Annotated in this window: 31 protein-coding genes; 1 reads left to right on the plus strand and 30 read right to left on the minus strand. The window is 68.5% G+C overall.

From position 1 onward, the window contains the following. The 8 genes from Q8O14_11865 to Q8O14_11900 all read right to left on the minus strand — a co-directional run. Positions 1-579 (minus strand): FAD-binding protein (locus Q8O14_11865; protein ID MDP2361423.1); only part of this gene is annotated, 579 nt, incomplete at its 3' end. Next, positions 576-1,736: a putative peptidoglycan glycosyltransferase FtsW gene (locus tag Q8O14_11870; GenBank protein MDP2361424.1), complete on the minus strand. Its 1,161-nt coding sequence runs from the start codon at positions 1,734-1,736 to the stop codon at positions 576-578. The genes Q8O14_11865 and Q8O14_11870, both read right to left, overlap by 4 nt. Further along, positions 1,733-3,094, minus strand: a complete 1,362-nt coding sequence (murF, locus tag Q8O14_11875) for a UDP-N-acetylmuramoyl-tripeptide--D-alanyl-D-alanine ligase (GenBank protein ID MDP2361425.1) — start codon at positions 3,092-3,094, stop codon at positions 1,733-1,735. The genes Q8O14_11870 and murF overlap by 4 nt, the downstream gene beginning before the upstream one ends. Before the next feature lie 2 nt (positions 3,095-3,096). Then, positions 3,097-5,088, minus strand: coding sequence for a penicillin-binding transpeptidase domain-containing protein (locus Q8O14_11880; protein MDP2361426.1), 1,992 nt, complete (start codon positions 5,086-5,088; stop codon positions 3,097-3,099). After that, on the minus strand, positions 5,085-5,450 hold the full coding sequence (locus tag Q8O14_11885) for a hypothetical protein (GenBank protein ID MDP2361427.1): 366 nt from the start codon (positions 5,448-5,450) through the stop codon (positions 5,085-5,087). Before Q8O14_11885 ends, Q8O14_11880 begins: the two co-directional genes overlap by 4 nt. 1 nt (position 5,451) lies before the next feature. Further along, on the minus strand, positions 5,452-6,414 hold the full coding sequence (gene rsmH, locus Q8O14_11890) for a 16S rRNA (cytosine(1402)-N(4))-methyltransferase RsmH (GenBank protein ID MDP2361428.1): 963 nt from the start codon (positions 6,412-6,414) through the stop codon (positions 5,452-5,454). 3 nt (positions 6,415-6,417) lie between these two features. Next, positions 6,418-6,711 carry a hypothetical protein gene (locus Q8O14_11895; GenBank protein MDP2361429.1) on the minus strand — a complete coding sequence of 98 codons (294 nt, stop codon included), beginning with the start codon at positions 6,709-6,711 and terminating at the stop codon, positions 6,418-6,420. A gap of 13 nt (positions 6,712-6,724) precedes the next feature. Beyond that, positions 6,725-7,141 carry a hypothetical protein gene (locus Q8O14_11900; protein ID MDP2361430.1) on the minus strand — a complete coding sequence of 139 codons (417 nt, stop codon included), beginning with the start codon at positions 7,139-7,141 and terminating at the stop codon, positions 6,725-6,727. A 395-nt stretch (positions 7,142-7,536) separates the two neighbouring features. Here Q8O14_11900 and Q8O14_11905 point away from each other — a divergent pair, with 395 nt between their 5' ends. Then, positions 7,537-8,079: a metalloregulator ArsR/SmtB family transcription factor gene (locus Q8O14_11905; protein MDP2361431.1), complete on the plus strand. Its 543-nt coding sequence runs from the start codon at positions 7,537-7,539 to the stop codon at positions 8,077-8,079. On the opposite strand, the gene Q8O14_11910 is transcribed toward Q8O14_11905, so the two are convergent. From Q8O14_11910 to Q8O14_12015, 22 genes are all read right to left on the minus strand, one after another. Beyond that, entirely contained in the window at positions 8,058-8,372 is a 315-nt protein-coding gene (locus Q8O14_11910; GenBank protein MDP2361432.1) for a hypothetical protein, read from the minus strand. The genes Q8O14_11905 and Q8O14_11910 overlap by 22 nt on opposite strands. Before the next feature lie 44 nt (positions 8,373-8,416). After that, complete coding sequence (locus tag Q8O14_11915) at positions 8,417-9,961, minus strand: FAD-dependent thymidylate synthase (GenBank protein MDP2361433.1); 1,545 nt, start codon at positions 9,959-9,961, stop codon at positions 8,417-8,419. Positions 9,962-9,991: 30 nt separating this feature from the next. Beyond that, complete coding sequence (locus Q8O14_11920; GenBank protein ID MDP2361434.1) at positions 9,992-10,465, minus strand: 23S rRNA (pseudouridine(1915)-N(3))-methyltransferase RlmH; 474 nt, start codon at positions 10,463-10,465, stop codon at positions 9,992-9,994. Then, positions 10,462-11,835 (minus strand): replication-associated recombination protein A, encoded by a 1,374-nt coding sequence (locus tag Q8O14_11925; protein ID MDP2361435.1) that lies wholly within the window; start codon positions 11,833-11,835, stop codon positions 10,462-10,464. Before Q8O14_11925 ends, Q8O14_11920 begins: the two co-directional genes overlap by 4 nt. Before the next feature lie 146 nt (positions 11,836-11,981). Beyond that, entirely contained in the window at positions 11,982-12,260 is a 279-nt protein-coding gene (locus Q8O14_11930; GenBank protein MDP2361436.1) for a hypothetical protein, read from the minus strand. A gap of 75 nt (positions 12,261-12,335) precedes the next feature. Further along, positions 12,336-12,962: a methyltransferase domain-containing protein gene (locus Q8O14_11935; protein ID MDP2361437.1), complete on the minus strand. Its 627-nt coding sequence runs from the start codon at positions 12,960-12,962 to the stop codon at positions 12,336-12,338. Positions 12,963-13,094: 132 nt separating this feature from the next. Next, on the minus strand, positions 13,095-13,469 hold the full coding sequence (gene rplQ, locus Q8O14_11940) for a 50S ribosomal protein L17 (protein MDP2361438.1): 375 nt from the start codon (positions 13,467-13,469) through the stop codon (positions 13,095-13,097). An 11-nt stretch (positions 13,470-13,480) separates the two neighbouring features. Then, positions 13,481-14,473 (minus strand): DNA-directed RNA polymerase subunit alpha, encoded by a 993-nt coding sequence (locus Q8O14_11945; GenBank protein MDP2361439.1) that lies wholly within the window; start codon positions 14,471-14,473, stop codon positions 13,481-13,483. Positions 14,474-14,621: 148 nt separating this feature from the next. Next, the gene (gene rpsK / locus Q8O14_11950; protein MDP2361440.1) at positions 14,622-15,014 is read right to left on the minus strand and encodes a 30S ribosomal protein S11; all 393 of its coding nucleotides are present in this window, start codon (positions 15,012-15,014) and stop codon (positions 14,622-14,624) included. A 21-nt stretch (positions 15,015-15,035) separates the two neighbouring features. Then, complete coding sequence (gene rpsM, locus Q8O14_11955) at positions 15,036-15,407, minus strand: 30S ribosomal protein S13 (protein ID MDP2361441.1); 372 nt, start codon at positions 15,405-15,407, stop codon at positions 15,036-15,038. A 62-nt stretch (positions 15,408-15,469) separates the two neighbouring features. Further along, positions 15,470-15,586 (minus strand): 50S ribosomal protein L36, encoded by a 117-nt coding sequence (gene rpmJ, locus Q8O14_11960; GenBank protein ID MDP2361442.1) that lies wholly within the window; start codon positions 15,584-15,586, stop codon positions 15,470-15,472. Positions 15,587-15,781: 195 nt separating this feature from the next. After that, positions 15,782-16,000 (minus strand): translation initiation factor IF-1, encoded by a 219-nt coding sequence (infA, locus tag Q8O14_11965; GenBank protein MDP2361443.1) that lies wholly within the window; start codon positions 15,998-16,000, stop codon positions 15,782-15,784. A gap of 7 nt (positions 16,001-16,007) precedes the next feature. Then, a complete protein-coding gene (gene map, locus Q8O14_11970) occupies positions 16,008-16,772 on the minus strand; it encodes a type I methionyl aminopeptidase (GenBank protein ID MDP2361444.1) in 765 nt (254 codons plus the stop codon). Positions 16,773-16,775: 3 nt separating this feature from the next. After that, positions 16,776-17,411 carry an adenylate kinase gene (locus tag Q8O14_11975; GenBank protein ID MDP2361445.1) on the minus strand — a complete coding sequence of 212 codons (636 nt, stop codon included), beginning with the start codon at positions 17,409-17,411 and terminating at the stop codon, positions 16,776-16,778. Between the two features lie 16 nt (positions 17,412-17,427). Continuing rightward, positions 17,428-18,777, minus strand: coding sequence for a preprotein translocase subunit SecY (gene secY, locus Q8O14_11980; GenBank protein ID MDP2361446.1), 1,350 nt, complete (start codon positions 18,775-18,777; stop codon positions 17,428-17,430). 27 nt (positions 18,778-18,804) lie between these two features. Next, positions 18,805-19,248 (minus strand): 50S ribosomal protein L15, encoded by a 444-nt coding sequence (gene rplO, locus Q8O14_11985; GenBank protein MDP2361447.1) that lies wholly within the window; start codon positions 19,246-19,248, stop codon positions 18,805-18,807. Positions 19,249-19,258: 10 nt separating this feature from the next. Then, on the minus strand, positions 19,259-19,441 hold the full coding sequence (rpmD, locus tag Q8O14_11990) for a 50S ribosomal protein L30 (GenBank protein MDP2361448.1): 183 nt from the start codon (positions 19,439-19,441) through the stop codon (positions 19,259-19,261). Continuing rightward, positions 19,438-19,968: a 30S ribosomal protein S5 gene (rpsE, locus tag Q8O14_11995; GenBank protein MDP2361449.1), complete on the minus strand. Its 531-nt coding sequence runs from the start codon at positions 19,966-19,968 to the stop codon at positions 19,438-19,440. Before rpsE ends, rpmD begins: the two co-directional genes overlap by 4 nt. An 18-nt stretch (positions 19,969-19,986) precedes the next feature. Next, positions 19,987-20,355, minus strand: a complete 369-nt coding sequence (rplR, locus tag Q8O14_12000) for a 50S ribosomal protein L18 (GenBank protein ID MDP2361450.1) — start codon at positions 20,353-20,355, stop codon at positions 19,987-19,989. A gap of 10 nt (positions 20,356-20,365) precedes the next feature. After that, positions 20,366-20,905 carry a 50S ribosomal protein L6 gene (gene rplF, locus Q8O14_12005; protein MDP2361451.1) on the minus strand — a complete coding sequence of 180 codons (540 nt, stop codon included), beginning with the start codon at positions 20,903-20,905 and terminating at the stop codon, positions 20,366-20,368. A 10-nt stretch (positions 20,906-20,915) separates the two neighbouring features. Continuing rightward, the gene (gene rpsH, locus Q8O14_12010; protein ID MDP2361452.1) at positions 20,916-21,314 is read right to left on the minus strand and encodes a 30S ribosomal protein S8; all 399 of its coding nucleotides are present in this window, start codon (positions 21,312-21,314) and stop codon (positions 20,916-20,918) included. 10 nt (positions 21,315-21,324) lie between these two features. Then, complete coding sequence (locus Q8O14_12015) at positions 21,325-21,510, minus strand: type Z 30S ribosomal protein S14 (protein ID MDP2361453.1); 186 nt, start codon at positions 21,508-21,510, stop codon at positions 21,325-21,327. Between the last annotated feature and the right edge of the window lie 4 nt (positions 21,511-21,514).

Raw genomic sequence — 21,514 nt, forward strand, 5'->3', positions numbered from 1 at the left:
CAGGCAGAACTCGGCGGCCAGGACAATGCGGTCACCCAAACCCGGCGCGCTGCGGTAACCCAGGGCCAGTTCATCCGCCACGGCCCAGCGCCGTCCGCCGTCGCGCGCCATCAGGCGGACCCGGGTCAGCACTTGGGCCACCTCCTGGCCAAAGGCACCGGCGTTCATGCGCACGAGGCCGCCCACCGTGCCCGGAATACCGCCCGCGAACTCCAAGCCGGCCAGCCCGGCCGCCGCCGCCTGGCGCGCCAGGGCGGCCGCCGCCAGGGCGGCGCCCGCTTCCAGCATCGAAGCGCTGATGTGGCAGTGGGCCAGTCCCTGTCCCAGCCGGATGACGACGCCGCGCAGCCCCTCGTCGGGAAAGAGGAGGTTGGAACCGGCCCCCATCAGCCACCAGTCCGCCCCCTCGCCTGCCAGCAGCCCGAGCGCCGCCGCCAGCTCCTCCTCCGATTCCGGACGGAAAAGAAGGTCGACCGGACCGCCGATGCGCCAGGAGCAGAGGTCGGCGAGGGGCACCTGCGCCTCGCAGCGGTCGGGGAAGGCGTCCCGCAGGCGCCCGATGGCGGCAGCCGTGCTCATGATCCCGGCGCCATGAGCTGGACATTGCGGGCGTGGTAGGAGAGGTTCATCAGCACGCCCAGGGCGGCCAGCATGGTGATCATCGAGGTGCCCCCGTAGCTGAAGAGCGGGAGCGGCTGGCCAGTGACCGGGAAGAGGCCGGTGGCGACGAAGAGGTTGATGATCGAGTGGACGAAGAAGATGCCGGTGATGCCGGCGGCCAGCATGCGGGCGAAGTCGTCCTGGGAGCGGCGCACGATGTGCAGGCCGCGGGAGAAGACGATGGCGTAGAGCACGACCAGGAGCAGGCAGCCGGCCAGGCCGTACTCCTCGCCGAAGATGGCGAAGATGAAATCGTTGAAGGGCTCGGGCAGGTAGAAGAGCTTCTGCATGCTGTTGCCGCCCCCCACGCCCGTCAGGCCGCCGCGGGCAAAGGCGATGAGCGACTGGGCCTGCTGCATGTCGGCCACGTCCGGGCTCCACAGGCTGGCCACCCAGCTGAGAATGCGGGCGCGCCGGTACTCCTCGGCGGCCAGCACCACGGTGGCGCCCAGGGCGGCCAGGGTGCCGCCGCCCAGCAGCCAGGTGAGAGGCAGGCCGGCCAGGAAGACCATGATCATGGTCACGCCGAAGAGGGCCAGGACCATGGAGAAGTTGGGCTGCAGGACGAGGATGAACATGCCGGCCAGCATCATGGCTGAACCGCTCAGGAGCAGGCGCCAGTCCCGCCGGAAGTCCCGCACGCGGGCCAGGGAGGAGGCCAGCATGAGGACGAGGCCGAACTTGGCCACGTCGACCGGCTGGAAAGCGCGGCCGCCAAGCAGGATCCAGCGCCTTGCCCCGTTGATGGGCGGCATGAAGAGGGTGACGGCGAGGAGCAGGAGGCTGATCGCGCCGATCCAGGGGGCCAGCGGGCGCCAGTGGCGGTAGTCCACCTTCATCATGACGAAGAAGAGGATGAGACCGATGAGGATCTTCTCCAGATGCCGCACGAAGTAAAGTCCTGCCGAGCCCTCGGCCACGCCGAAGTGGCTGGAGGCGGAGTAGACCGCGAGCGATCCAATGGAGAGGATGAGCAGGATGACGAAGGCCAGGATGCGGTCGATGGTCGCCACGCGTGGGGCGATGCCCAGGGGCAGGCCGGCGGATCCGCCGGCGCTGTGGCGGCTGCGCATCATGGAATCCACTCCCGGGCCAGGGCGTCCAGGCCCGTCCGGCGGCTCGCCTTGAGCAGCACCAGGTCGCCGGGGCGGGGCGTGAAGAGCGCGGCCAGTCCCGCGGGGGTGGCGGCCTGGCCGTCGGGCGGATGGCCGCCCTCCCGCAGACCGCTGGCATAGGCGGCGCGGGCCGCATCCGCGCCGACGAGCAGGATCAGGTCCAGGCCCAGCGAAGCGGCCAATCGGCCGCACTTCCGGTGGAGCCGCTCCGCCTCGCCGCCCAGCTCGCCCATCTCGCCCAGCACGGCCACGCGCCGATCCCCGCCCATGGCGGCCAGGGTGCGGAGGGCCGCCTCCAGCGAGGCCGGATTGGCGTTGTAGCTGTCGTCCAGGAGGGTCCAGCCGCCCCCGCGCCGCAGTTGCATGCGGCCGGCGGAGCCGCGGAAGGCGGCGATCCCCGCCAGCAGGGTCGGCACATCCAGGCCCAGCTCCAGGGCGGCGGCCGTGGCGGCGGCGACGCAGGCGAGGAAGGCCTGCCCGGGCACGGGAAGCCGGAGCTCGTGCCCGGACAGGCGGAAGAGGTGGCGCGCCTGTTCATCCACGCCCACCGATTCCATGACGATCCCCGCCCCGGCACTGCGGTTCCGGAGCGAATAACTGCCGCGACGCCTCAAGATCCTTGCCTGCGCGGCGACCAGGGGATCGTCCTCGTTGACGATGCCCGTGCCGTCGTGCTCCGCCAGCCACTGGAAGAGCCGGCCCTTCTCCCGCGCCACCGCTTCCAGCCCGCCCGTCCCTTCCAGGTGGGCCGGCTGGATGTTGGTGATCAAACCATGGGTGGGCCGCGCCATGGCGCAGATGCGGGCGATCTCGCCCGGCAGCGACATGCCGGCCTCGAGCACGTACAGCTCGTGCCCGTCCAGCGCGTTGAGGAGCGAGAGGGGCGCCCCCACCGTGCTGTTCTGGTTGCCCTGGCTGCCCGCCGCCCGCCAGCGGCCTCCCAGCATGGCGAGGAGCAGCTCCTTGGTCGTGGTCTTCCCGTTGGAGCCGGTGATCGCCAGCACCGACCCCTCATGCCGGTCGCGGGCCAGGGCGCCCAGATCGAGCAGGGCCGCGTGCGGGTCGGGCACGGCCAGCAGGCGGGGATCATCCCGGTGGGCGGCGCCCAGCCGGGCCTCCTCCGCCAGTACGGCGGCGGCGCCTGCCGTCAGCGCGTCCCCGATGTAGGCGTGGCCGTCTTGACGCTGCCCAGGCAGGGCGATGAACAAGTCGCCCGCCTTGATCTCCCGGGAGTCCACCCGTGCCTGCCAGCCCGGCGTCTCCGTCAGGCGGCGGGAATGGCCCAGGCGGGCGGCGATCTCGCTCAGCGTCGGTCTCACGGCTACTCGCAGTATAGGACCCACTCGCTTGCGGCGGCCATCTCGCCGGGCGGAGGGCTTTGATTCAACACGGTCAGGCCGCTGCCAGCCACGCGCAAGTCCCGGCCATAGGGACTGAGCCGCCCCAGGGCGGCGCGCAGACTCTGTCCGGCCAGATCGGGCGGCCCGCCGACGGGTTGGACGGCGGCCGTCCGGCGGAGGGCGGGCTGCTCCCGCTCCACCCACAGGAGCGGCGAGAGGCTGCGCTGGCCATCCTGGTCCAGCAGCAAGGCGCGCTCGACGATGCGGCGGAAGGCGGGGGCCGCCACCACGCCGCCGTAGATCTGGCCGCGGGGATTGTCCACCAGCACGATGCCGGCCAGCGGACCAGTGGGCAGCTCGGCGAAGCCAATGAAGCTGGCGAAGTAGTCGCTCTGGGAGTAGCCGCCCCCGGGGTTGACCTTCTGGGCCGTGCCGGTCTTGCCGCAGACAACGACGCCGGGCACGGCGGCCTGCTTGCCGGTCCCCTTCTCCACCACTTCGCGCATGAGGTCGTACAGGATGGAGGCCGTCTCCGACGCGATGACCCGACGGATGACGAGGGCTTCGCGCTGGTACTGGCGGCCGTCCCCCGTCGCCTGGATCAGGACATGCGGCCGCACCAGCACGCCGTCGTTGGCGATGCAGGCGAAGGCGCAGGCCATCTGGAGGGCGGTGACGGCCACGCCCTGCCCCATGGAGATGTTGGCGAACTCCACCGGACCCCAGCGTCCCACGCGGGGCAGCTGGCCACCCACCTCCCCGGGCAGGTCCACGCCCAGGGACTGGCCGAAGCCGAAGTTGCGGGACATGACATAGAGGTCGCGATGGGCCAGACGCTGGCTGATCACCACCGTGCCGATGTTGGAGGACTTGGAGAAGACCTCGCGCACCTTGAGGCTGGGGTAGCCGCCCTTGTTGGAGTCGTGGATGATGGCGTTCTTGACGCGGTAGGCGCCGTTGTGGCAGGGCACCACCTCGTCCAGGTCGGGGATGGCGCCGGCCTCGATGGCGGCGGCGAAGGAGACCAGCTTGTAGGTCGAGCCCGGCTCGTACTGGTCCGTCACCACACGCAGGCGGGCCGCCTCCGGGGTGAAGAGGCGCAGATCGTTGGGGTTGAGCTGCGGCCAGCTGGCCAGCGCGCTGATCTGTCCGCTGCGCGGATCCAACAGCACGACCTGGCCGGCCAGGGCGTGGTGGGCCAGCACGGCCGCCTCCAGCTCCTCCTCGGCGATGGTCTGCAGGCGCAGGTCCAGCCCCAGCTCCAGGTTCATGCCGGGGCGGGCCTCCTGGCGGGGCCGCTCGCTGAAGGCGTGGCCCCAGCCCTTGGCGTCGCGCAGATGGTACTCCTTGCCATCCACGCCGCGCAGCAGGCTGTCATAGGCGGATTCGATCCCCCCGATGGGCTGGTCCTCGGCGTTGAGGCAGCCCAGCAGGTTGCCGGCCACCTGGCCCTGGGGGTAGATGCGGTTGCCCGTCTGTTCCAGCCAGACGCCGGGCATGCGCGCCTCGCGCACCTGGCGGGCGTGCACCTCGGTGATGTCCCGGGCCAGGACCAGGTAGCGGCGGGTCTTTTCGCGCTTCATCTCCCGCCGCAGCTCCGCCTCGAAGGCCTGGCGGCTCTGTCCGGTGATGGGGGCCACCAGCTCCACCAACCTCGTGAAACGCTCCGGATCCTTGTGGCCCAGCACCTCGTTGCGGATCTGAAGGGGATTGCAGGCCAGGCGGAAGACCTGGTTCAGTTCGACGGCCAGCAGGCTGCCGCGGGCGTCGAAGATGTTGCCCCGGGGGGCGCGCAGGGTGACGGTGGTGTAGAGCTGCCGTTCGGCCCGCTCAACCAGCAGGTCGCCCCAGAGGACCTGGACGGCCCCCAGCTTGAGCAGCACGGCGACCAGCGCCAGCAGTCCGGCCACGCGCAGGACGGTGACGCGGCCGCTGTGGCGCAGCGGCGAGCCTTCCAGCGAGACGCGCCTCATCGCCGCGCCCCCTGGCGGCGCAGCGGCGTCTCCAGGCTCAGGTCGTGGCGGGCCAACCCGGGATCGACCACGATGAGATGGGGGCTTTGCTCCGGCCAGACGAGGCCCAGGGCGCGGCCGGCCCGCTCGATCCGGCCAAAGGCGGTGTGCGACAGGTAGAAGCCCTGTTCGATCTGCAACTCCCCCTCCAGCGAGGAGCAGGCGCGGGTCGTGCGGAAGACCTGGGTGCGCAAGCCATCGGTCTCGAGCACCTTCCAGACGCGGAAGAGGAGGGCGGTGACCACCACCGCCAGCAGGGGCAGAAGGCGCCAGAAGAAGCCGAACTGCTCGCGGATGACAAGGGGCGGGACGGGGCGTGCCATCTCAGGCCTCCATCCGCTCGATGACCCGCAGACGCGCCGAGCGGCTGCGGGGGTTGCGCGCCGCCTCGTCGGGGCCGGGCACGACGCCGCGCCGCTCAAGCAGGCGGCCCAGCCGCGGCGGCAGGGCCACCGGCAGGTGGCGGCTGCCCGGCCGCTCGGCCTCGCCGGACCAGCGACGGAAGCGGGTCTTGACGAGGCGGTCCTCCAGGCTGTGGTAGGTGATGACGGCCAGCCGGCCGCCGGCCGCCAGGCGCCGGAAGGCCTCGTCCAGCCCCTGCTCCAGGGCCTCGTGCTCGTCGTTGACGGCCATGCGCAGGGCCTGGAAGATGCGGCTGAGCAGGTCGTAGCTGCCACGCCGGCCCAGTTTCCCCTCGACCAGATCCCGCAATTGGCCGGTGCTCGCCAGGCCGCCCTGCCGGCGCGCCGCCAGCATGAGGGGGGCCAGCCGGCGCCACTCCCTCACCTCGCCCAGATCCCGCAGGAGGCGGCCCAGGGCCGCCTCGTCCACTACGTCGAGCAGGTGGCCGGCGTCCCGCGGCCGGCGGCGGTCCATGCGCATGTCGAGGGGTCCGTCAAAGCGGTAGGAGAAGCCGCGGGCGGGAGTGTCGATCTGGTGGGAGGAGAGACCCAGGTCCATCAGGATGCCCGTGAAGCGGAGGTCCTGCCAGGGGGCCGGCAGGCGGTCCAGCTCGCCGAAGCTGTGGCGCAGCAGGGTGACGCGTGAGTCCCGCCCGAGCACCTGGTGTTCCCCCATCTGATTGCTTTCCGCACCAGCCTGCGCCCGCACGTGCGCGTGCGCGTCCTCGTCCCAATCCAAGGCCAGCAGCCGACCCGATTCGTCCAGGCGGTCCAGGATGGCGCGGCTGTGTCCGCCCCCGCCCATGGTGCAGTCCAGGTAGAGTCCGCCCGGGGAAGTGACCAGTCGTTCCATCACTTCCCTTGCCAGGACGGGTTCGTGATACATCGGTCAGACGAAGATGGCGGGCGGCAGGCCTGCGCGCGCGTGCCGCCGGGCCGCCGGCTGCGGAATGCCCGAGAAGAGGAGGCCCCGCCCCGCGGGACGACGGGCCAGCACGGTCTTGAGCCAGCTGGTGGCCTCGGGACCGGCGGCGTTCCTCACCTGGCGGAAGTCGAACTGGATGCGGCGTCCGCCCGGCATGGCGCCCAGGATGAAGGCCAGCTGTTCCACCGAGCCGGCGTCCAGCTCGCCCTTGAGGCGGAAGAGGTCCAGGTCTCCCTGGCTGCGCTGCACGATGTGCATGCCCACCTCGACGCTACTCCCCGTCCTGCAGGTGCATGGACTTCTGGTATTCGTCCGGATTCCAGATCTGCACGTAATCGATGAAGCCGGCCAGTTTCACGTCGCCGCCCTTCTCCAGCCGGGCCAGCTTGATCAGCTCGGCGGGGACCTTGATCCGACCCTGGGCATCCACCGGACAAGGGAAGGCGCAGGAGATCTGGCGCCGGATGAGGATGCGGTTGGCGGGCACGGAGCGGTCCAGGCTGGTCAGGCGATCCTGGAGTTTCTGGTACTCGGCGGGGGTGTAGACAGCCACGCACTCGTCCCGGTCCCGCACCAGATAGACCAGGGCGTCGTCGCCGGGGGCAAGGTCGGCCTTGAAGGCGGAAGGAATCTTCACCCTCCCCTTCTCATCCATGGCGTAGGAGTATTCTCCCATGAAGTACGGCATGGCGACCCTCGATGCCCACGAATTACCACAATTCGCCCGAAAAGTACGCGTTCACTGACATGAAGTCAAGCGTTTTCGGCCACATTTCGCACATCAATCAACTGTCAATCAGCATTCTCATTGCATATCAACACTATAATTTGACTCCTGCTCATGGGGCCAGCGTGGTTTTTTGTGGGAGGTAGTGAGTCTCCCTTCCCCCACTGGTGCGGGCGGGCGACGCTCAACAAAGTTCGGACTATTGTGATTTGTACAATGAGGACTTATGGCTTGGTTCAGTTCAGTTTGATCCCGCTTCGCGCCAGGTTTGACGAAGCCACCGCGCAAGGTGGGGGATCCGCCCCCGAATCTGCACCTTGGCGGCAAAGGTGGACAAGGACAGCTTGGGAAGCACCATGGCCGATCCCTTCGACCTGAAACTGCGCGCCTTGGCCGATCCCCGCCGGCGGCGGATCCTGGAACTGCTGGCGGTGCGGGATCGTGGCGTGGCCGACCTGGCGGAGGAATGCGGGCTCAGCGCGCCCACCGTCTCCCACCACCTGGCCATCCTGCGCGAGGCCGGTCTGGCCGGCATGCGCAAGGAAGGCCGCCACCACGACTTCTACCTGGTGCCCACCGGACCGGGGGAGCTGGTCCAGTGGTTGAACCTCTTGCGGCAACGCCGCAGCCAACCAGCCTGGAACCAGGAAGCCTACCGGGAGGCGGCACTCAGATCCTTTCTGGAGCACTCCCAGCGTGGCCTGCCATCCCATCCGCGTCGTCGCCAGGTGGTGCTGGACTGGTTCCACTCGCTGCTGGAGAGGGATCGTTTGTTGCCCGTGGAGGAAGTGGCCGCCCTTTGGTCACCCCATTACGCGGACTGGGAGGAGATCCTGGCCGCCCTGGTGGAACTGGGCCGGGTGGAGCGGCGGGGCGACTACATCCTGATTTCGGATTGAAACTCTTGATAGGCAAACAGCTGCACGCTGTCGGGGTGAAGCCTGAAGTTGGGTGCGATCAGCTTGATGAGGCTGACCACATTGCGCTGGACATTGTCCAGGTCCTGGCAGGGAAAAGGCAGGGGCACGATGCGCCCGATGCAGTCCTTCTCCCCGATGCGGCGCACCAGCAGGTAGTCCGGATTGTCCAAGCGGAAGTAGAGTTCCATGGCCTTTTTGCAGGAGTCCAGATTCTCCTGCAATTTCGGTGTGATTTCCAGGCCGACGAACAACTTCGTTTCCAGTCTGCTCACGGCGCCCCCATTGCTGCCTTGGACCGGCACAATGATTGCAAATGTCAGCCGTCCGGGGAAGTGCCGGCCGCCCTCTCCCGCGCCCCCTCCTGGCGGAGCAGCTCGGCCTGGCGCGCCGGCGCGCCATCCTCCTCATCGCTGCGTCCCGGTTCCTGCAGATGCCCGGCCAGCCCGGGCAGCGCGCGCCGCAGTTCCGCCAACAGCTGCCAGGCCGCCCGCCGGTAGGAGGCGTGCCCCGCCGGCGTGCTGCGCAGGCGGATGAGGTGGTCGCATTCCCTCAGGTTCATCTTCAACACAAAGCGGTGGCGGAAGGCCAGGGGCACCAGGTAGGCGGCCGCCTCGCCCTCCTCGCGGGCCATGGTCTCCCACAGGCTGCGCACGCGGGCGAGCAGGTCCTCCACCTCCCCCTGCCAGGGGCAGCCCTGCAGTTCGTCGGGCAGTTCCCAGCCCCAGCGGCATCCCAGGGGTGTCAGCGTGGGGCTGAGCATGCGGTGGCGCTGCAGGTCGCGGAAGGCGCCATAGTCCAGGCAGAATTCCACGGTCACGGTGGCCTGTTCCAGGGCACGGGGCGCCTGATCATGAGGGCCGCGCCCGCCCAGGATCCGATCGAAGATGCGGCGCCGCGTCTCCGCATCCAGGCCCGCCGCCACCCGGCGGGCCTCCGCCAGGTCCACCGGCCGCGACTGGAGGATCCAGTCGGCCAGGATGCGCAGCTCGGCATCGGCGTCCCAGTCCACCAGACGGACGCGGGGCCAGTCCGCGCCGCCCGTGCCGCCGGCTGGTGGGAGGACCTCCGCCAAGGTGGCGGCGAGGCCCCGCTGGTGGTCCGAGGGGCGGGAATGGCGCAGGAGGACGGGCGTGATGCGGCAGCCCTCCTCCTCCAGGCGGTCGCCCAGCTGGCGCAGCTCGGCCAGGGGATGGGCGCGCAGCCGGCGGATGAGATGGGCCGCGACGCGCGCGTTGAGCGTCATGCCCAGGCTGGTCTTCGCCCCGGCCGGCAGCAGGTAGCGGGCCGTGTCGCAGGCGGAGGCGTGCACGGCCTGGCGCCAGGCCCGGTCGGACAAGCCGGCGGCGCGGGGTCCCGCCTCGAGACGGGCGCGCGCCCACTGGAGGACGCGGGTGTAGGCGGCGTAGAGTTCGCCCACGAGGGCAAGGGCCGCGCTCTCCCAGCAGCGGCCCCGCCACTCCTCCGGCACGTGGAAGCGCCCCTCGTCGAAGACCTGGTAACGGGAACTCTTCTCGGTGAAACTGGCCAGGCGCGCCTCCTCGAGAGCCTTGGCGGCCAGGATGGAGCAATCCTCCACCGCGACATGCAGCACGGCGTGCTCGGCCACGCTGGCATGGCCGTAGCCCAGCACCCATTTCTCGTGGAAGGCCGCGGCGCGGGCCTGGTCGAAGCCGTGCCTGGTGGAGGCAAGGGGCAACCTGTCCTCCTCCATCAGCTTGAGCAGGTTCTCGCGGAAACCCGCCGGGCTGCGGCTGACCTGGGCGAAGAGCACGGCCACCACCTCCGGCGGCAGGCCGTGCACGGCGGAGACAGGCCGGTCCAGATGTGTGACGTGGGCGGCCAGACGCTCGGCGGGAGTCATTCCTTCTCATTCCTCCGGTGTGGTCGAACATCAGCCCCGGTGGTAGGGGCGGCCCTCGCGGATCATCAGCGCCCGGTAGAGCTGCTCCAGGAGCACCAGGCGCACCATCTGGTGGGTGAAGGTGAGGCGCGAGAGGCTGAGCACCAGCCCGGCCCGTCGACGCAGCTCCGGGTCGAGGCCCTCCGCCCCACCCACCACGAAGCGGAAGCGACTGACCCCCGACCCCAGCCGGCCCTCCAGCCAGGCGGCCAGCTCCGGGCTGTTGAAGGTGCGGCCGCCCTCGTCCAGGGCCACCAGCTCCTCCCGCGCGTCCAACCCTTCCAGCAGACGGGCGGCCTCCGCCCGGCGGGCGGCCTCCGGCGGCAGCCCGGGACCCAGGGTCTCCGCCTTGTGCACCACCAGCTCCACGTTGGCCCAGGCGCATAGGCGCTTGCGGTACTCGGACTCCGCCTCCTGCAGCCAGGCTTCCCGGCTGCGCCCGACCACGTGGATGGCGAAGGTCACTCGCCCTCCGCGGCGGAGTGTTCAAGCGAACCCGACGCGAAGCGCTCGGGCCAGCAAGAGGCCAGGTAGTCCCGCAGCTTCCCCTCCAGGCCCCGGCGGCTGGGACGGTAGAGGCGCAGGTCCTCCAGTCCCTCCGGCAGGTAGGCCTGGCGCGCGAAACTGCCCTCGTGGTCGGGCGGGTATTGGTAATCCGCGCCGTGGCCCAGCTCCCTGGCCAGGCGGGTCGGGGCGTTGCGCAAGTGGACGGGGACGGGGTCGGCGCCCCGGGCGCGCACCACCCGGCGCGCCTCGAGGATGGCAGCGGCGCAGGCGTTGGACTTGGGCTGCGCCGCGAGGAAGGCCGCGCACTGGGCCAGCGGATACATGGCCTCGGGCAGTCCCAGCTTGTGGACGGCCTCGAAGCAGGCGTTGGCCAGCACCAGCCCGTTGGGCGCGGCGTTGCCGATGTCCTCGCTGGCCAGGATGAGCAGGCGCCGGGCGATGAAGCGCGGCTCCTCGCCGCTCTCCAGCAGGCGCGCCAGCCAGTAGATGGCGGCGTCGGCGTCGCTGCCGCGCACACTCTTGATCAGGGCGCTGATCTGGTCGTAGTGCTGGTCTCCGCCCTTGTCGAAGGGCAGGCGGTGGCCCTGGCCCGTCGCCTGCAGCTCGGCCAGGCCGATGCGGCGCCGACCCTCCGCGTCGGGCCGCGCCACCGTCGCCGCCATCTCCAGCAGTTGCAGCAGGCGCCGGGCATCGCCGCCCGCCAGCAGGCAGAGCCGCGCCCGCGCCGCCTCTTCCAGCTCCGCCTTGAGGCTGGCCAGCCACTCGTCGCGCTCCAGGGCGCGCCCGGCCAGCTCCAGCAGGGCCACGTCGTCCAGCGGGCGCAGGGTCAGCAGATGGCAGCGCGAGAGGAGGGCGGGGATGATCTCGAAGCCGGGATTCTCGGTCGTCGCCGCCAGCAGCGTCAGGGTGCCGTCCTCGACGGTCTTGAGGAGGGCGTCCTGCTGGGCCTTGTTGTAGCGATGGATCTCGTCGATGAAGAGCAGGCTGCGCCGCCCGTGCAGATTGAGCGCCGCCTCCGCCGCCTCGAAGACCTTGCGCAGCTCCCCCACGCCGCTGGTGACGGCGTTGAGGGAGTGGGTCTCGGCCCCGCTCTCGTCCATGATGAGGCGGGCCAGGGTCGTCTTGCCGCAGCCGGGCGGCCCCCAGAACAGGACCGACTCGAGGCGGCCCGTCTCCAGCATGCGGCGGAGCGGGCTGTCCGGGCCGGTCAGCTCGGGCTGGCCCACCACCTCGTCCAGGCGGCGGGCGCGCATGCGCTCGGCCAGCGGCGCCAGGCGGCGACGCTCCTCGGGATCATGGAAGAGGTTGGGGTGCGGAGTCCGGCTCATGTCCTGCCCTGGCTGTGTGACGAACGGCAAGGTAGGAATCGACGCCTGACGCCCGACCCGGGCGGGATCCTCCGGCCGTGGCCTCGTCCTCTTCACCATCTCCGGCCGACCGGCCGGGGCTACCCCAGGTAGTCGATGGAACAGCCTCAGCCGTCCCACATCCTTTCATAGGCTTCCCGCCGCGCCGCGATGAAGGCCATCGGATCCTCGTCCACCCGCAGGCGGCGCAGCACCGGTCGGCGCCGGGTGTCGAACTCCTGGATCCAGCGATCCGGCCAGCCCGGCAGGCCCAGGACGCGGATGGGTCCGGTCATGCCGCTGTCCGCTTCCGACTCTATCAAGGCGGCGGCCAGGATGGCCTCAAGCTGGTCCGGATCCAGGCGGATGGCCTGGCCCGGTACCAGCCCAATCAGCACGGCTTCCATGGATGTCTCCGGAAAGGGGTCCCACGTGCGCAAAGCCAAGGAGCGAAGGAAGGCGGCAACCCGATTCGCCCGCAATCACCGGCCCGGGTTCGACGCATTGCGGGCCAGCAGTCTAAGCACGGCGCTGCGCCCGCGGTGCAGCAGCCCCTCCTCCAACTCCAATTCCGTCTCTTCCAGGTGGAGGATCTCCAGCCCGGCGAAGTCCCGTCCAAGTTCCACCGGCTCATAGAGCAGGTCCGGGTGGGAAGGGCCGCCCGTGCGGAAGGCCAGTTGCCGCGGCGTGAAGGCCTCCATCACCAGGAGGCCACCGGGGACCAGGCTGGCGGCCAGACGGCGGTGAAGCTCCCGCCGGGGCGCCGGCGGCAGGTGCAGGTAGCACAGGACAACCAGCTCGTAGGCATGCGCCGGGCAGTCCCAGGTGATCAAGTCCGCCAGGACCGTCTGGTAGCGCGCCGCGCAAGCGCGTTCGCGGGCCAGGCGCCTGGCCTTCTCCAGCCCCACCCGCGAGCCGTCCACCGCGGTGACCCTCAGGCCGCGCTCGGCCAGCCAGACCCCGTTGCGGCCCTCCCCGTCGGCGACGGCCAGGGCGCGGCCCATCCGCGGCAGCAGCCCGTCCTGGGCCTCCAGCCAGCGGTTGGGCGCCGTGCCGTAGACGTAGTCCTCCGTCGCGAAGCGCTCGTCCCATGGATTCGACCAGCTCACGCCAACCTCCCAGCGCTTGACCGACCGGGGCCAAGCCTCCGCCCCCGGATGATCGGCCGGCCGCTGCGGCTCGTTACGGCAAAGCCCACCCGTCTCGCGACGGATGGGCTCCTGTCAGACATGCCGGCCGGACTACTTGTCCAGCTGCTCCTCGTAGCCGACGAACTCGAGGATGGCCATCTCGGCCTGGTCGCCGGGGCGGGTGCCCACGCGGATGATGCGCGTGTAGCCGCCCGGCCGGTCCGCGAAGCGCGGGCCGATCTCGTCGAAGAGGTGCTTGACCACGTCCTTGTGCACCAGATGGGCCAGCACGTGGCGCCGGGCCGCCAGGGTGCCCTTCTTGGCGAAGGTGACCATGCGCTCCGTGTAGCTGCGCGCCGCCTGCGCCTTGCCGATGGTGGTCGTGATGCGCTTGTGCTCAATCAGGCCACAGGCCAGGTTCGCCAGCAGGGCGCGGCGATGGGAGGTGCTGCGGTTGAGCTTGACTTGGGATTTCCGGTGTCTCATGGTGTCCCGCCTTAATCGTTCTTGCCCATGTCGCCCAGGTAGCGCGAGATGTCCATGCCGAACTCCAGCCCGTGCGTTTTCAGCACGGCGGTCAGCTCGTTGAGGGACTTGCGGCCGAAGTTCTTGTACTTCAGCATCTCGGCTTCCGACTTGCCCACCAGCTCGCCGATCGTCTTGATGCGGGCCTCCTTGATGCAATTGGAGGCGCGCACCGTCAGCTCCAGCTCCTCGACGTTCTTCAGCAGCAGCTTGCGGATGTTGAGGACCTCTTCGTCGATCTCCTCCTCGGGCGACTCCGAGGGGTTCATGTCGAACTCGATGAAGAGCCGCACGTGCTCCATCAGGGTGCGCCCCGCCAGGGTGAGGGCGTCGTCGGGAGTGACCGTGCCGTTGGTGGTGATCTCGAGGATCAGTTTCTCATAGTCCGTCTTGTGGCCCACCCGGGTGTTCTCCACGCGGTAGGTGACGTTGGTCACCGGCGAGAAGAGCGAATCGACGGGGATGGTGCCGATGGGCTGGTCGTCCATCTGGTTGTCCTCGGCCGGCACATAGCCGAAACCGCGCCGCACCTCCAGCTCCATCAGCAGATCGCTGGCCGTGTTGACGGTGGCGATGTGCAGGTCGGGGTTCATCACCTCGATCTCGGTGCTGGCCTTCTGCAGGTCGGCGGCGGTGATGGTGGCCGGCCCCTTGATCTGCAGGGTGAGGCGCTCCGGCCGCTTGGAAAGCAGCTTGACCTGGACCTGCTTGAGGTTGAGGATGATGTCCGTCACGTCCTCGGTCACGCCGGGGATGGTGGAGAACTCCTGCAGCACGCCGTCGATCCGCACGTGGGTGATGGCCGCACCCGGAATCGAGGAGAGGAGCATGCGCCTGAGCGAATTGCCCAGGGTGACGCCGTAACCGCGCTCCAGAGGCTGAAGGAAGAAGCGGCCGAAAGACGGGCTGTAGCTGGTGTGGTCCAGCTCGACGGCTTCCGGGCGCTGGGGATTGAGTCCGTTCATGCAGTCGGGTCTCCTGTTCGAAGCTGCTTCCGAGGGCTGCCGACACTGCCGCGGGCAGCCGCCAAGGCCGGACACGGGGACCGGGGGAGTGCCCTGGCGGCAGATTCCCCGGCGGACCACCGGACGCGACAAGGGCGGCCGGGCGGAATCAGATGCGGCGCTTCTTGCGCGGCCGACAACCGTTGTGCGGCAGCGGCGTCGTGTCCTTGATCGCCGTGACCATCAGGCCGGCGGCCTGCAGGGCGCGGATCGAGGACTCGCGGCCGGCTCCCGGCCCTTTGACAAAGACGGACACCCGGCGCAGGCCCAGGTCCATGGCGGCCTTGGCGCACTCGGCGGCCGCCAGCTGGGCGGCGAAGGCCGTGCTCTTGCGCGACCCCTTGAATCGGCCGCGGGCGCCGCCCGAGGACCAGGAGATCACGTTGCCGTAGCTGTCCGTGAGAGAGACGATGGTGTTGTTGAAGCTCGCCTTGATGAAGGCGCTCCCCACCGCGTCCACCTTCTCCTTCTTCTTGACTTTCTTCTTGACGGTCTTGGCCAAGATATCCTCCGGGGACTGGGATTAACCCTTCTTCACCACGCCGCTGGACTTCTTGCGTCCCTTGCGCGTGCGGGCGTTGTTCTTCGTGTTCTGACCGCGAACAGGCAGGTTGCGGCGATGGCGCAGGCCACGATAGCAGCCGATATCCATCAGCCGCTTGATGTTCATCGTGATCTCCGTCCGCAGAGCGCCCTCGACCTTGATGTCGTTCTGGATCACCGCGCGGATGCGCCTCAGCTCCTCCTCGTCCAGGTTCATCACCCGGGTGTCCGGACTGACATTGGCCTTCTCCAGGATGGAGCGGGCCATGGACAGGCCGATTCCGAAGATGTAGGTGAGCCCGATCTCGACGCGCTTGTTCTTGGGCAGATCAACTCCGGCAATGCGTGCCAATGGTGCCTCCCGAATGCGGGGCGGTTCCGGCCTCTACCGGTCCGCCACCTTCTGACTGGGCTCTAGCCCTGACGCTGCTTGTGCTTGCGGGTTTTGCTGCAGATGACGCGTACCACGCCGGCACGCCGCACGATCTTGCAGCTCTCGCAGATTTTCTTGACCGACGCTTTGACTTTCATCGCCGAGTCTCCCTCTATCCTCGTCCAGTGTTTTGTTCAACTCGTCTTGCAGCGGCTTGTCCGGTGCAAGGCGCTTCAGCCGCGAAGCCGGTTGCAAGCGCCATCCTTGCAGCGGCTTGTCCGGTGCAAGGCGCTTCAGCCGCGAAGTCGGCTGCAAGCGCCGCGGCCAAGGCCGCGCTGCGCGTCGGCCTTGGCCTACTTGTGCCTGAAGGTGATCCGCCCCCTGGTCAGATCATAGGGGGACAGCTCCACCGTCACCTTGTCCCCGGGCAGGATGCGGATGTAGTGCATGCGCATCTTCCCCGAGATATGGGCCAACACGATGTGGCCATTATCCAGCTTGACCCGGAAGGAGGCGTTGGGCAGCGTCTCCAACACGGTTCCGTCGATCTTGATGATGTCCGTCTTTCCCATGCCGCTCCTAGTCGAGGGTCAGGATCTCCGGCTCCGCGTCCGTGACGCGAATCTGATGTTCGAAATGGGCGCTGTCGGATCCGTCGGCCGTGGCCACCGTCCAGCCATCGCCCAACACCCGGATGCGCCACTCGCCGGCGTTGATCATGGGCTCCAGGGCCAGGCACATGCCGGCCCGCAGCCGCAGCCCTTGCCCCGCCGTGCCGTAGTTCGGCACTTCCGGTGCCTCGTGCACGGCGCCGCCCACTCCGTGGCCCACCATGTCCCGCACCACGGAATAGCCAAGTGCCTCCACATGGGCGGAAACCGCGGCGCCGATGTCGCCGATCCGGTTCCCACCCCGCGCCGCCTCGATGCCCTTGAAGAGGGACTCGCGCGTGGCCACCATCAAGCGCCGGCGCTCCTCGCTCACCCGGCCGACCGGGAAGCTGCGCGCCGAATCCCCGTAGCAACCGTCCAGGCAGGTGCCGGCATCGATCTTAACGATGTCGCCCTCCTGCAGGAGGCGATCCCCCGGTATGCCGTGCACCACCTCGTCATTGATCGAGATGCAGCAGCAGGCCGGAAAGGGCGCCACTCCGGGCGGACCCGGCACGCCGATGAAGGAGGGTCTGGCGCCCTGGGAGCGGATGAAGCTGTCAACGATCCGGTTCAACTCGGCCGTGCTCACTCCCGGCCCGATGTGGGCTTCCACCAGGCGGAAGGCCTGGGGAAGGATCCGGCAGGCCCGACGGATCCCCTCGAACTCCCGGCTGCTGTAAAGACGCGCCATCGACTAGCCCAGCATGGACAGGATGGCGCGGAAGACATCCTCCACCGGCGCCATGCCGTTCACCCGGCGCAGGCGTCCCCGCTCCTCGTAAAAGCGGATGAGGGGCGCCGTCTGCTCCTCGAAGATCCGCAGGCGGTGCCGGACCGTCTCGGCCGAGTCGTCGTCGCGCGGCCCCACCGGCCCGCCGCACTTCGTGCAGCGCGAGGGGATCTCCCCCGTCTGGGCGTTGTAATCCGCGCCGCAGTCCCGACAAGTGAAGCGTGCCCCAAGGCGGCGCACCAGTGTTTCGGAATCGGACTCCAGGGCGACGACGGCGCTCAGTCCCATGCCGTCCCGCTCCAGGATGGCCTCCAGCCCCTCGGCCTGGGCCACCGTTCGCGGAAAGCCATCCAGGATGAAGCCGCCGCGGCAATCCTCCTGCTTCAGGCGATCCTGGACGATTTCAAGGATCAGGTCGTCCGGCACCAAGTTGCCCTGGTCCAGGTAGTACTTCACGCGCACGCCCAACTCGGTTCCGCGCCGGATCTGGTCGCGCAGGATGTCGCCCGTCGAGACCTGTGGAATGCCCATCTCGGTGGAGATCCGCTTGGCTTGCGTTCCCTTTCCAGCGCCCGGGGCGCCCAGCAGGATCAATCGCATTCCACTCCTCCACCCATCAGGACATGCGGCTTCGTCCCCGGATCCGCCCCGACTTCATCAGGCCATCGTAATGCCGCATCGTCAGATGCGACTCGATCTGCTGGAGGGTGTCCAGCGCGACACCCACCATGATCAGCAGCCCCGTGCCCCCGAAAAAGGAGGCGAAGTTGAAGGAGATGTTGGAGCCCAGCATGTCCCCCGCATAGCGGAAGAGGATTTGGGGGAACACCGCGAGGAATCCAAGGAAGATCGATCCCGGCAGAGTGATGCGCGTCAGCACGAAATCGATGTAATCGCTCGTCTTCTTGCCCGGCCGGATCCCGGGAATGAAGCCGCCATAGCGCTTCAGGTTCTCCGCCACCTCAATGGGGTTGAAGGACATGGCCGTGTAGAAATAAGTGAAGAAGACGATGAGCAGCCAGTAGCTGATCAAATATGGCCACGCCGTCCAGTTGAAGGCGTTGTTGACGAACTCCTTGATGGCGCCCTCGGGCAGCAGGGTGCCCAGGGTCTGGGGCAGGAACATGAGGGACTGGGCGAAGATGATGGGCATCACGCCCGCCATGTTGATGCGCAAGGGCAAATGCGTGCTCTGGCCGCCCATCACGCGCCGACCCACCACGCGCTTGGCATACTGGACGGGAATCTTGCGCACACCCTGGATAAGGACGATCGCCCCCATGATGGTGGCGCCCATCAGGGCCAGCAGGAAAAGCTCGGCCAGGAGGGGGCGGGTCTGGGCGATGACCTGCTGCGCCTCGTCCATCAGGGCCATGGGAATGGATTCCACCACGCCGAGGAAGATGATGAGGCTCATTCCGTTGCCCACGCCACGCTCGGTGATCTGCTCGCCCAGCCACATGAGGATGAGCGTGCCCGTCGTCAGCATGAGCATGGTGGTCAGCTTGAAGCTCAGCCCCGGGATGAGAACGATGGGAGCGCCGCTGGGGGAGGTGATGCTCTCCAGGAAGACGCCCACGCCCGCGGCCTGCATGGCGGACAGGAAGACCGTGCCGTAGCGCGTGTACTGGGTGATCTTCTTGCGGCCCTGCTCGCCTTCCTTCATCAGACGCTGGAAGAAGGGCACGGTCGTGCCCATCAGTTGGATGATGATGCTGGCGCTGATGTAGGGCATTACGCCCAGACCGAAGATGCCCACCTTCTGGAAGGCGCCGCCCGTGAACATGTCGTAGAGGCCGAAGAGGGTGTTCTGGCTTTGCCTGAAGAACTCGCCCAGGGCATCGCCGTTGATGCCCGGGGTGGGGATGTGAACGCCGATCCGGCACACCAGGAAGATGAACAGGGTGAAGAGCACCCGGTCCCTTAGTTCAGGAATCCGGAAGATGTTGGCGAATTTGTCCAGCATTCAGGGTGCCTTTTTTGTGGACGCCACTTAGCCCTGGTGGGCCACGACGCTGCCGCCCGCCGCCTCGATGCGGGCCAGGGCCGACTTGGAGACCTTGATGCCGCTCACCGTCAAGGCGGCTGCCAGCTCGCCGTCGCACAGGATCTTCACCGGCGCGTCCAGGCGACCGATCAGTCCCGCCGCCAGCAGACTCTCGGGGTTGACCAGGCCACCCGCCAGGGTCGCCAGGCTTGTCAACTGGACGATCTGGTTCTCCTCGCGGCGGATGTTGGTGAAACCCCGCTTGGGCAAGCGGCGCTGGATGGGCATCTGGCCGCCTTCGAACCAGGCGCGGCGCTTGGCGCCCGACCGCGAGCGCTGGCCCTTGTGTCCGCGGCAGGACGTGCCGCCGTGGCCGGAGCCGTCCCCGCGCCCGATCCGCTTGGTGCGGTGATGGGCTCCTTCAGCATGGTTCAGGGATCCCAGGTTCATCGGGGTCCTCCTAGTCGTTAAGCTCTTCCACCTTCAGCAGGTGGGGGATGGCCTTCACCATGCCCAAGATCTGGGGGGTGGCCTCGTGGATGACGCTGTGGTTCAGGCGCCTCAGTCCGAGGGCCTTGACCGTGGCGCGCTGGACGGGCAGACGGCCGATCCCGCTGCGCACGTAGGTGATCTTCAGTCTCATGCCTCGCCGGTCTCCTTCTCCTCGCCCATCTGGTAGATGTCGCGCAGGCTGCGGTTGAGGCGGCGGGACAGCTGGCCGGGACTGGTCAGCTCCAGCAGGGCCTGGAAGGCCGCCTTGACCTCGTTGTGCGGGTTGTTGGAACCCAGGCTCTTGGAGAGCACGTCGCGCACGCCGGCGCACTCCATCACGGCGCGCACGTTCTTGCCGGCGATGATGCCCGTTCCCGCCGAGGCGGGGCGGAGCAACACGCGGCCGGCGCCGAAACGGCCGATGATCTCGTGGGGGATGGTGCTGCCGGAGAGCTCCACGCGGATCATGTTCCGCTTGGCCGACTCCGTGCCCTTCTCGATGGCGTTGACCACCTCGTTGGCCTTGCCCAGGCCCCAGCCCACCCGGCCGTGTCCGTCCCCGACCACGACGATGGCGTTGAAGCCGAAGTTGCGGCCACCCTTGACCACCTTCGCCGTGCGGTTGATGTTGACGACCTTCTCGATCAGGCCCAGTTCCTGGGTGTTCACGTGTTCCAAGGGACTCTCCTGCCTGGCTTAGAAGTTCAGTCCGCCCTCGCGGGCGCCGTCGGCCACCGCCTTGACCCGGCCCCAGTACTTGTATCCGGAGCGGTCGAAGACGCAGGCGCTGATCTCGCGGCTCTTGGCCAACTCGGCCAGGGCCTTCCCGACGATGAACCCCTTCTCCACCGGGTTCTTGGCCTCGGCCAGGGAAGCGGCCAGGTCCTTGGACTTGGTGGAGTGGGCGGCCAGGGTCTTGCCCTGCTCGTCGTCGATGAGCTGGACGTACAGGTGCCGGGCGCTGCGGAAGACGGAGAGGCGCGGGCGCTGGGCGCTGCCGCTCACCTTCTTCCGGGTGTGCATGTGGCGCCGCTGGCGCCCCTGCTGGCGAATGTTCATGCTCATGGCGCTTGCCCTACTTCTTGCCGGTCTTGCCGGCCTTCTTCTCGATGTATTCGCCCGAGTAACGAATGCCCTTGCCCTTGTAGGGTTCCGGCGGCTTGAAGCCGCGCACGAGGGCCGCCACTTCGCCCACCAGGGCGCGGTCGAGACCACTGATCTCGATCTGGGTCGGCTTGGGCACCACGATGCTGATTCCGGCCGGGGGCTGGAAGACGATCTGGTGCGTGAAGCCCAGCTTGAGGTTCAAATGACCGGACTTCAGCTCCGCCGTGTAGCCCACGCCCACGATCTCCAGCTTCTTGAGGAAGCCGGTGGTGACGCCGGTCACCATGTTGGCGACCAGGGCCCGCGTCATGCCATGCAGGGCGCGGTGGCGCGGCTCGTCGGAGGGACGCTCCACCAGCAGCGTGCCCTCCTCGCGGCGCACGACCATATCCGGATGCAGGTCCATGGCCAGCTCGCCCTTGGGACCCTTGACGGCCAGCCGGGTGCCGGCCTGGCTGACCTCGACCCCCGCGGGAAGGGGGACGGGCAGTCTTCCGATTCGTGACACCTCAGCCTCCTTACCAGATGTAGCAGAGAACCTCGCCACCCACGTTGCGGGTACGGGCCTCTTTGTTGGTGATGACGCCCTCGGGCGTGCTCATGATGGCGATGCCCAGGTTGTTGCGCACGCGGGGCAGGTTGGCCGTGCCGCGGTACTGGCGCAGGCCGGGCTTGGAGACGCGGCGCAGTCCGCTGATCACGCTCTTGCCGTTGCCGTCGAAGCGCAGGGCGATGCGGATCGTGCCCTGGATCGTGTCCTGCTCCACCTTGTAGCCGCGGATGGAGCCTTCCTTGGCCAGGATGTCCACCACCCGCAACTTGATGTTGGAGCTGGGGCAGTCCACCAGGCGCTTGTTGGCGCGGATGGCGTTGCGGATGCGGGTCAGCAGATCGGCGATCGGATCCGTCACAGGCATGGGGTCCTCCTTACCAGCTGGCCTTGACAACGCCCGGGATCTCACCGGCCAGGGCCATCTGCCGGAAGCAGATGCGGCACAGCCCGAACTTGCGCAGGTAGGCGCGGGCGCGGCCGCACTTGCGGCAGCGCGTGTAGGCGCGCACCTTGAACTTGGGCACGGCCTGCTGCTTCTTGATCAGTGCTTGACGGGCCATGTGG

The organism is bacterium, from assembly GCA_030685015.1.
Lineage (GTDB): Bacteria > CAIWAD01 > CAIWAD01 > CAIWAD01 > CAIWAD01 > CAIWAD01.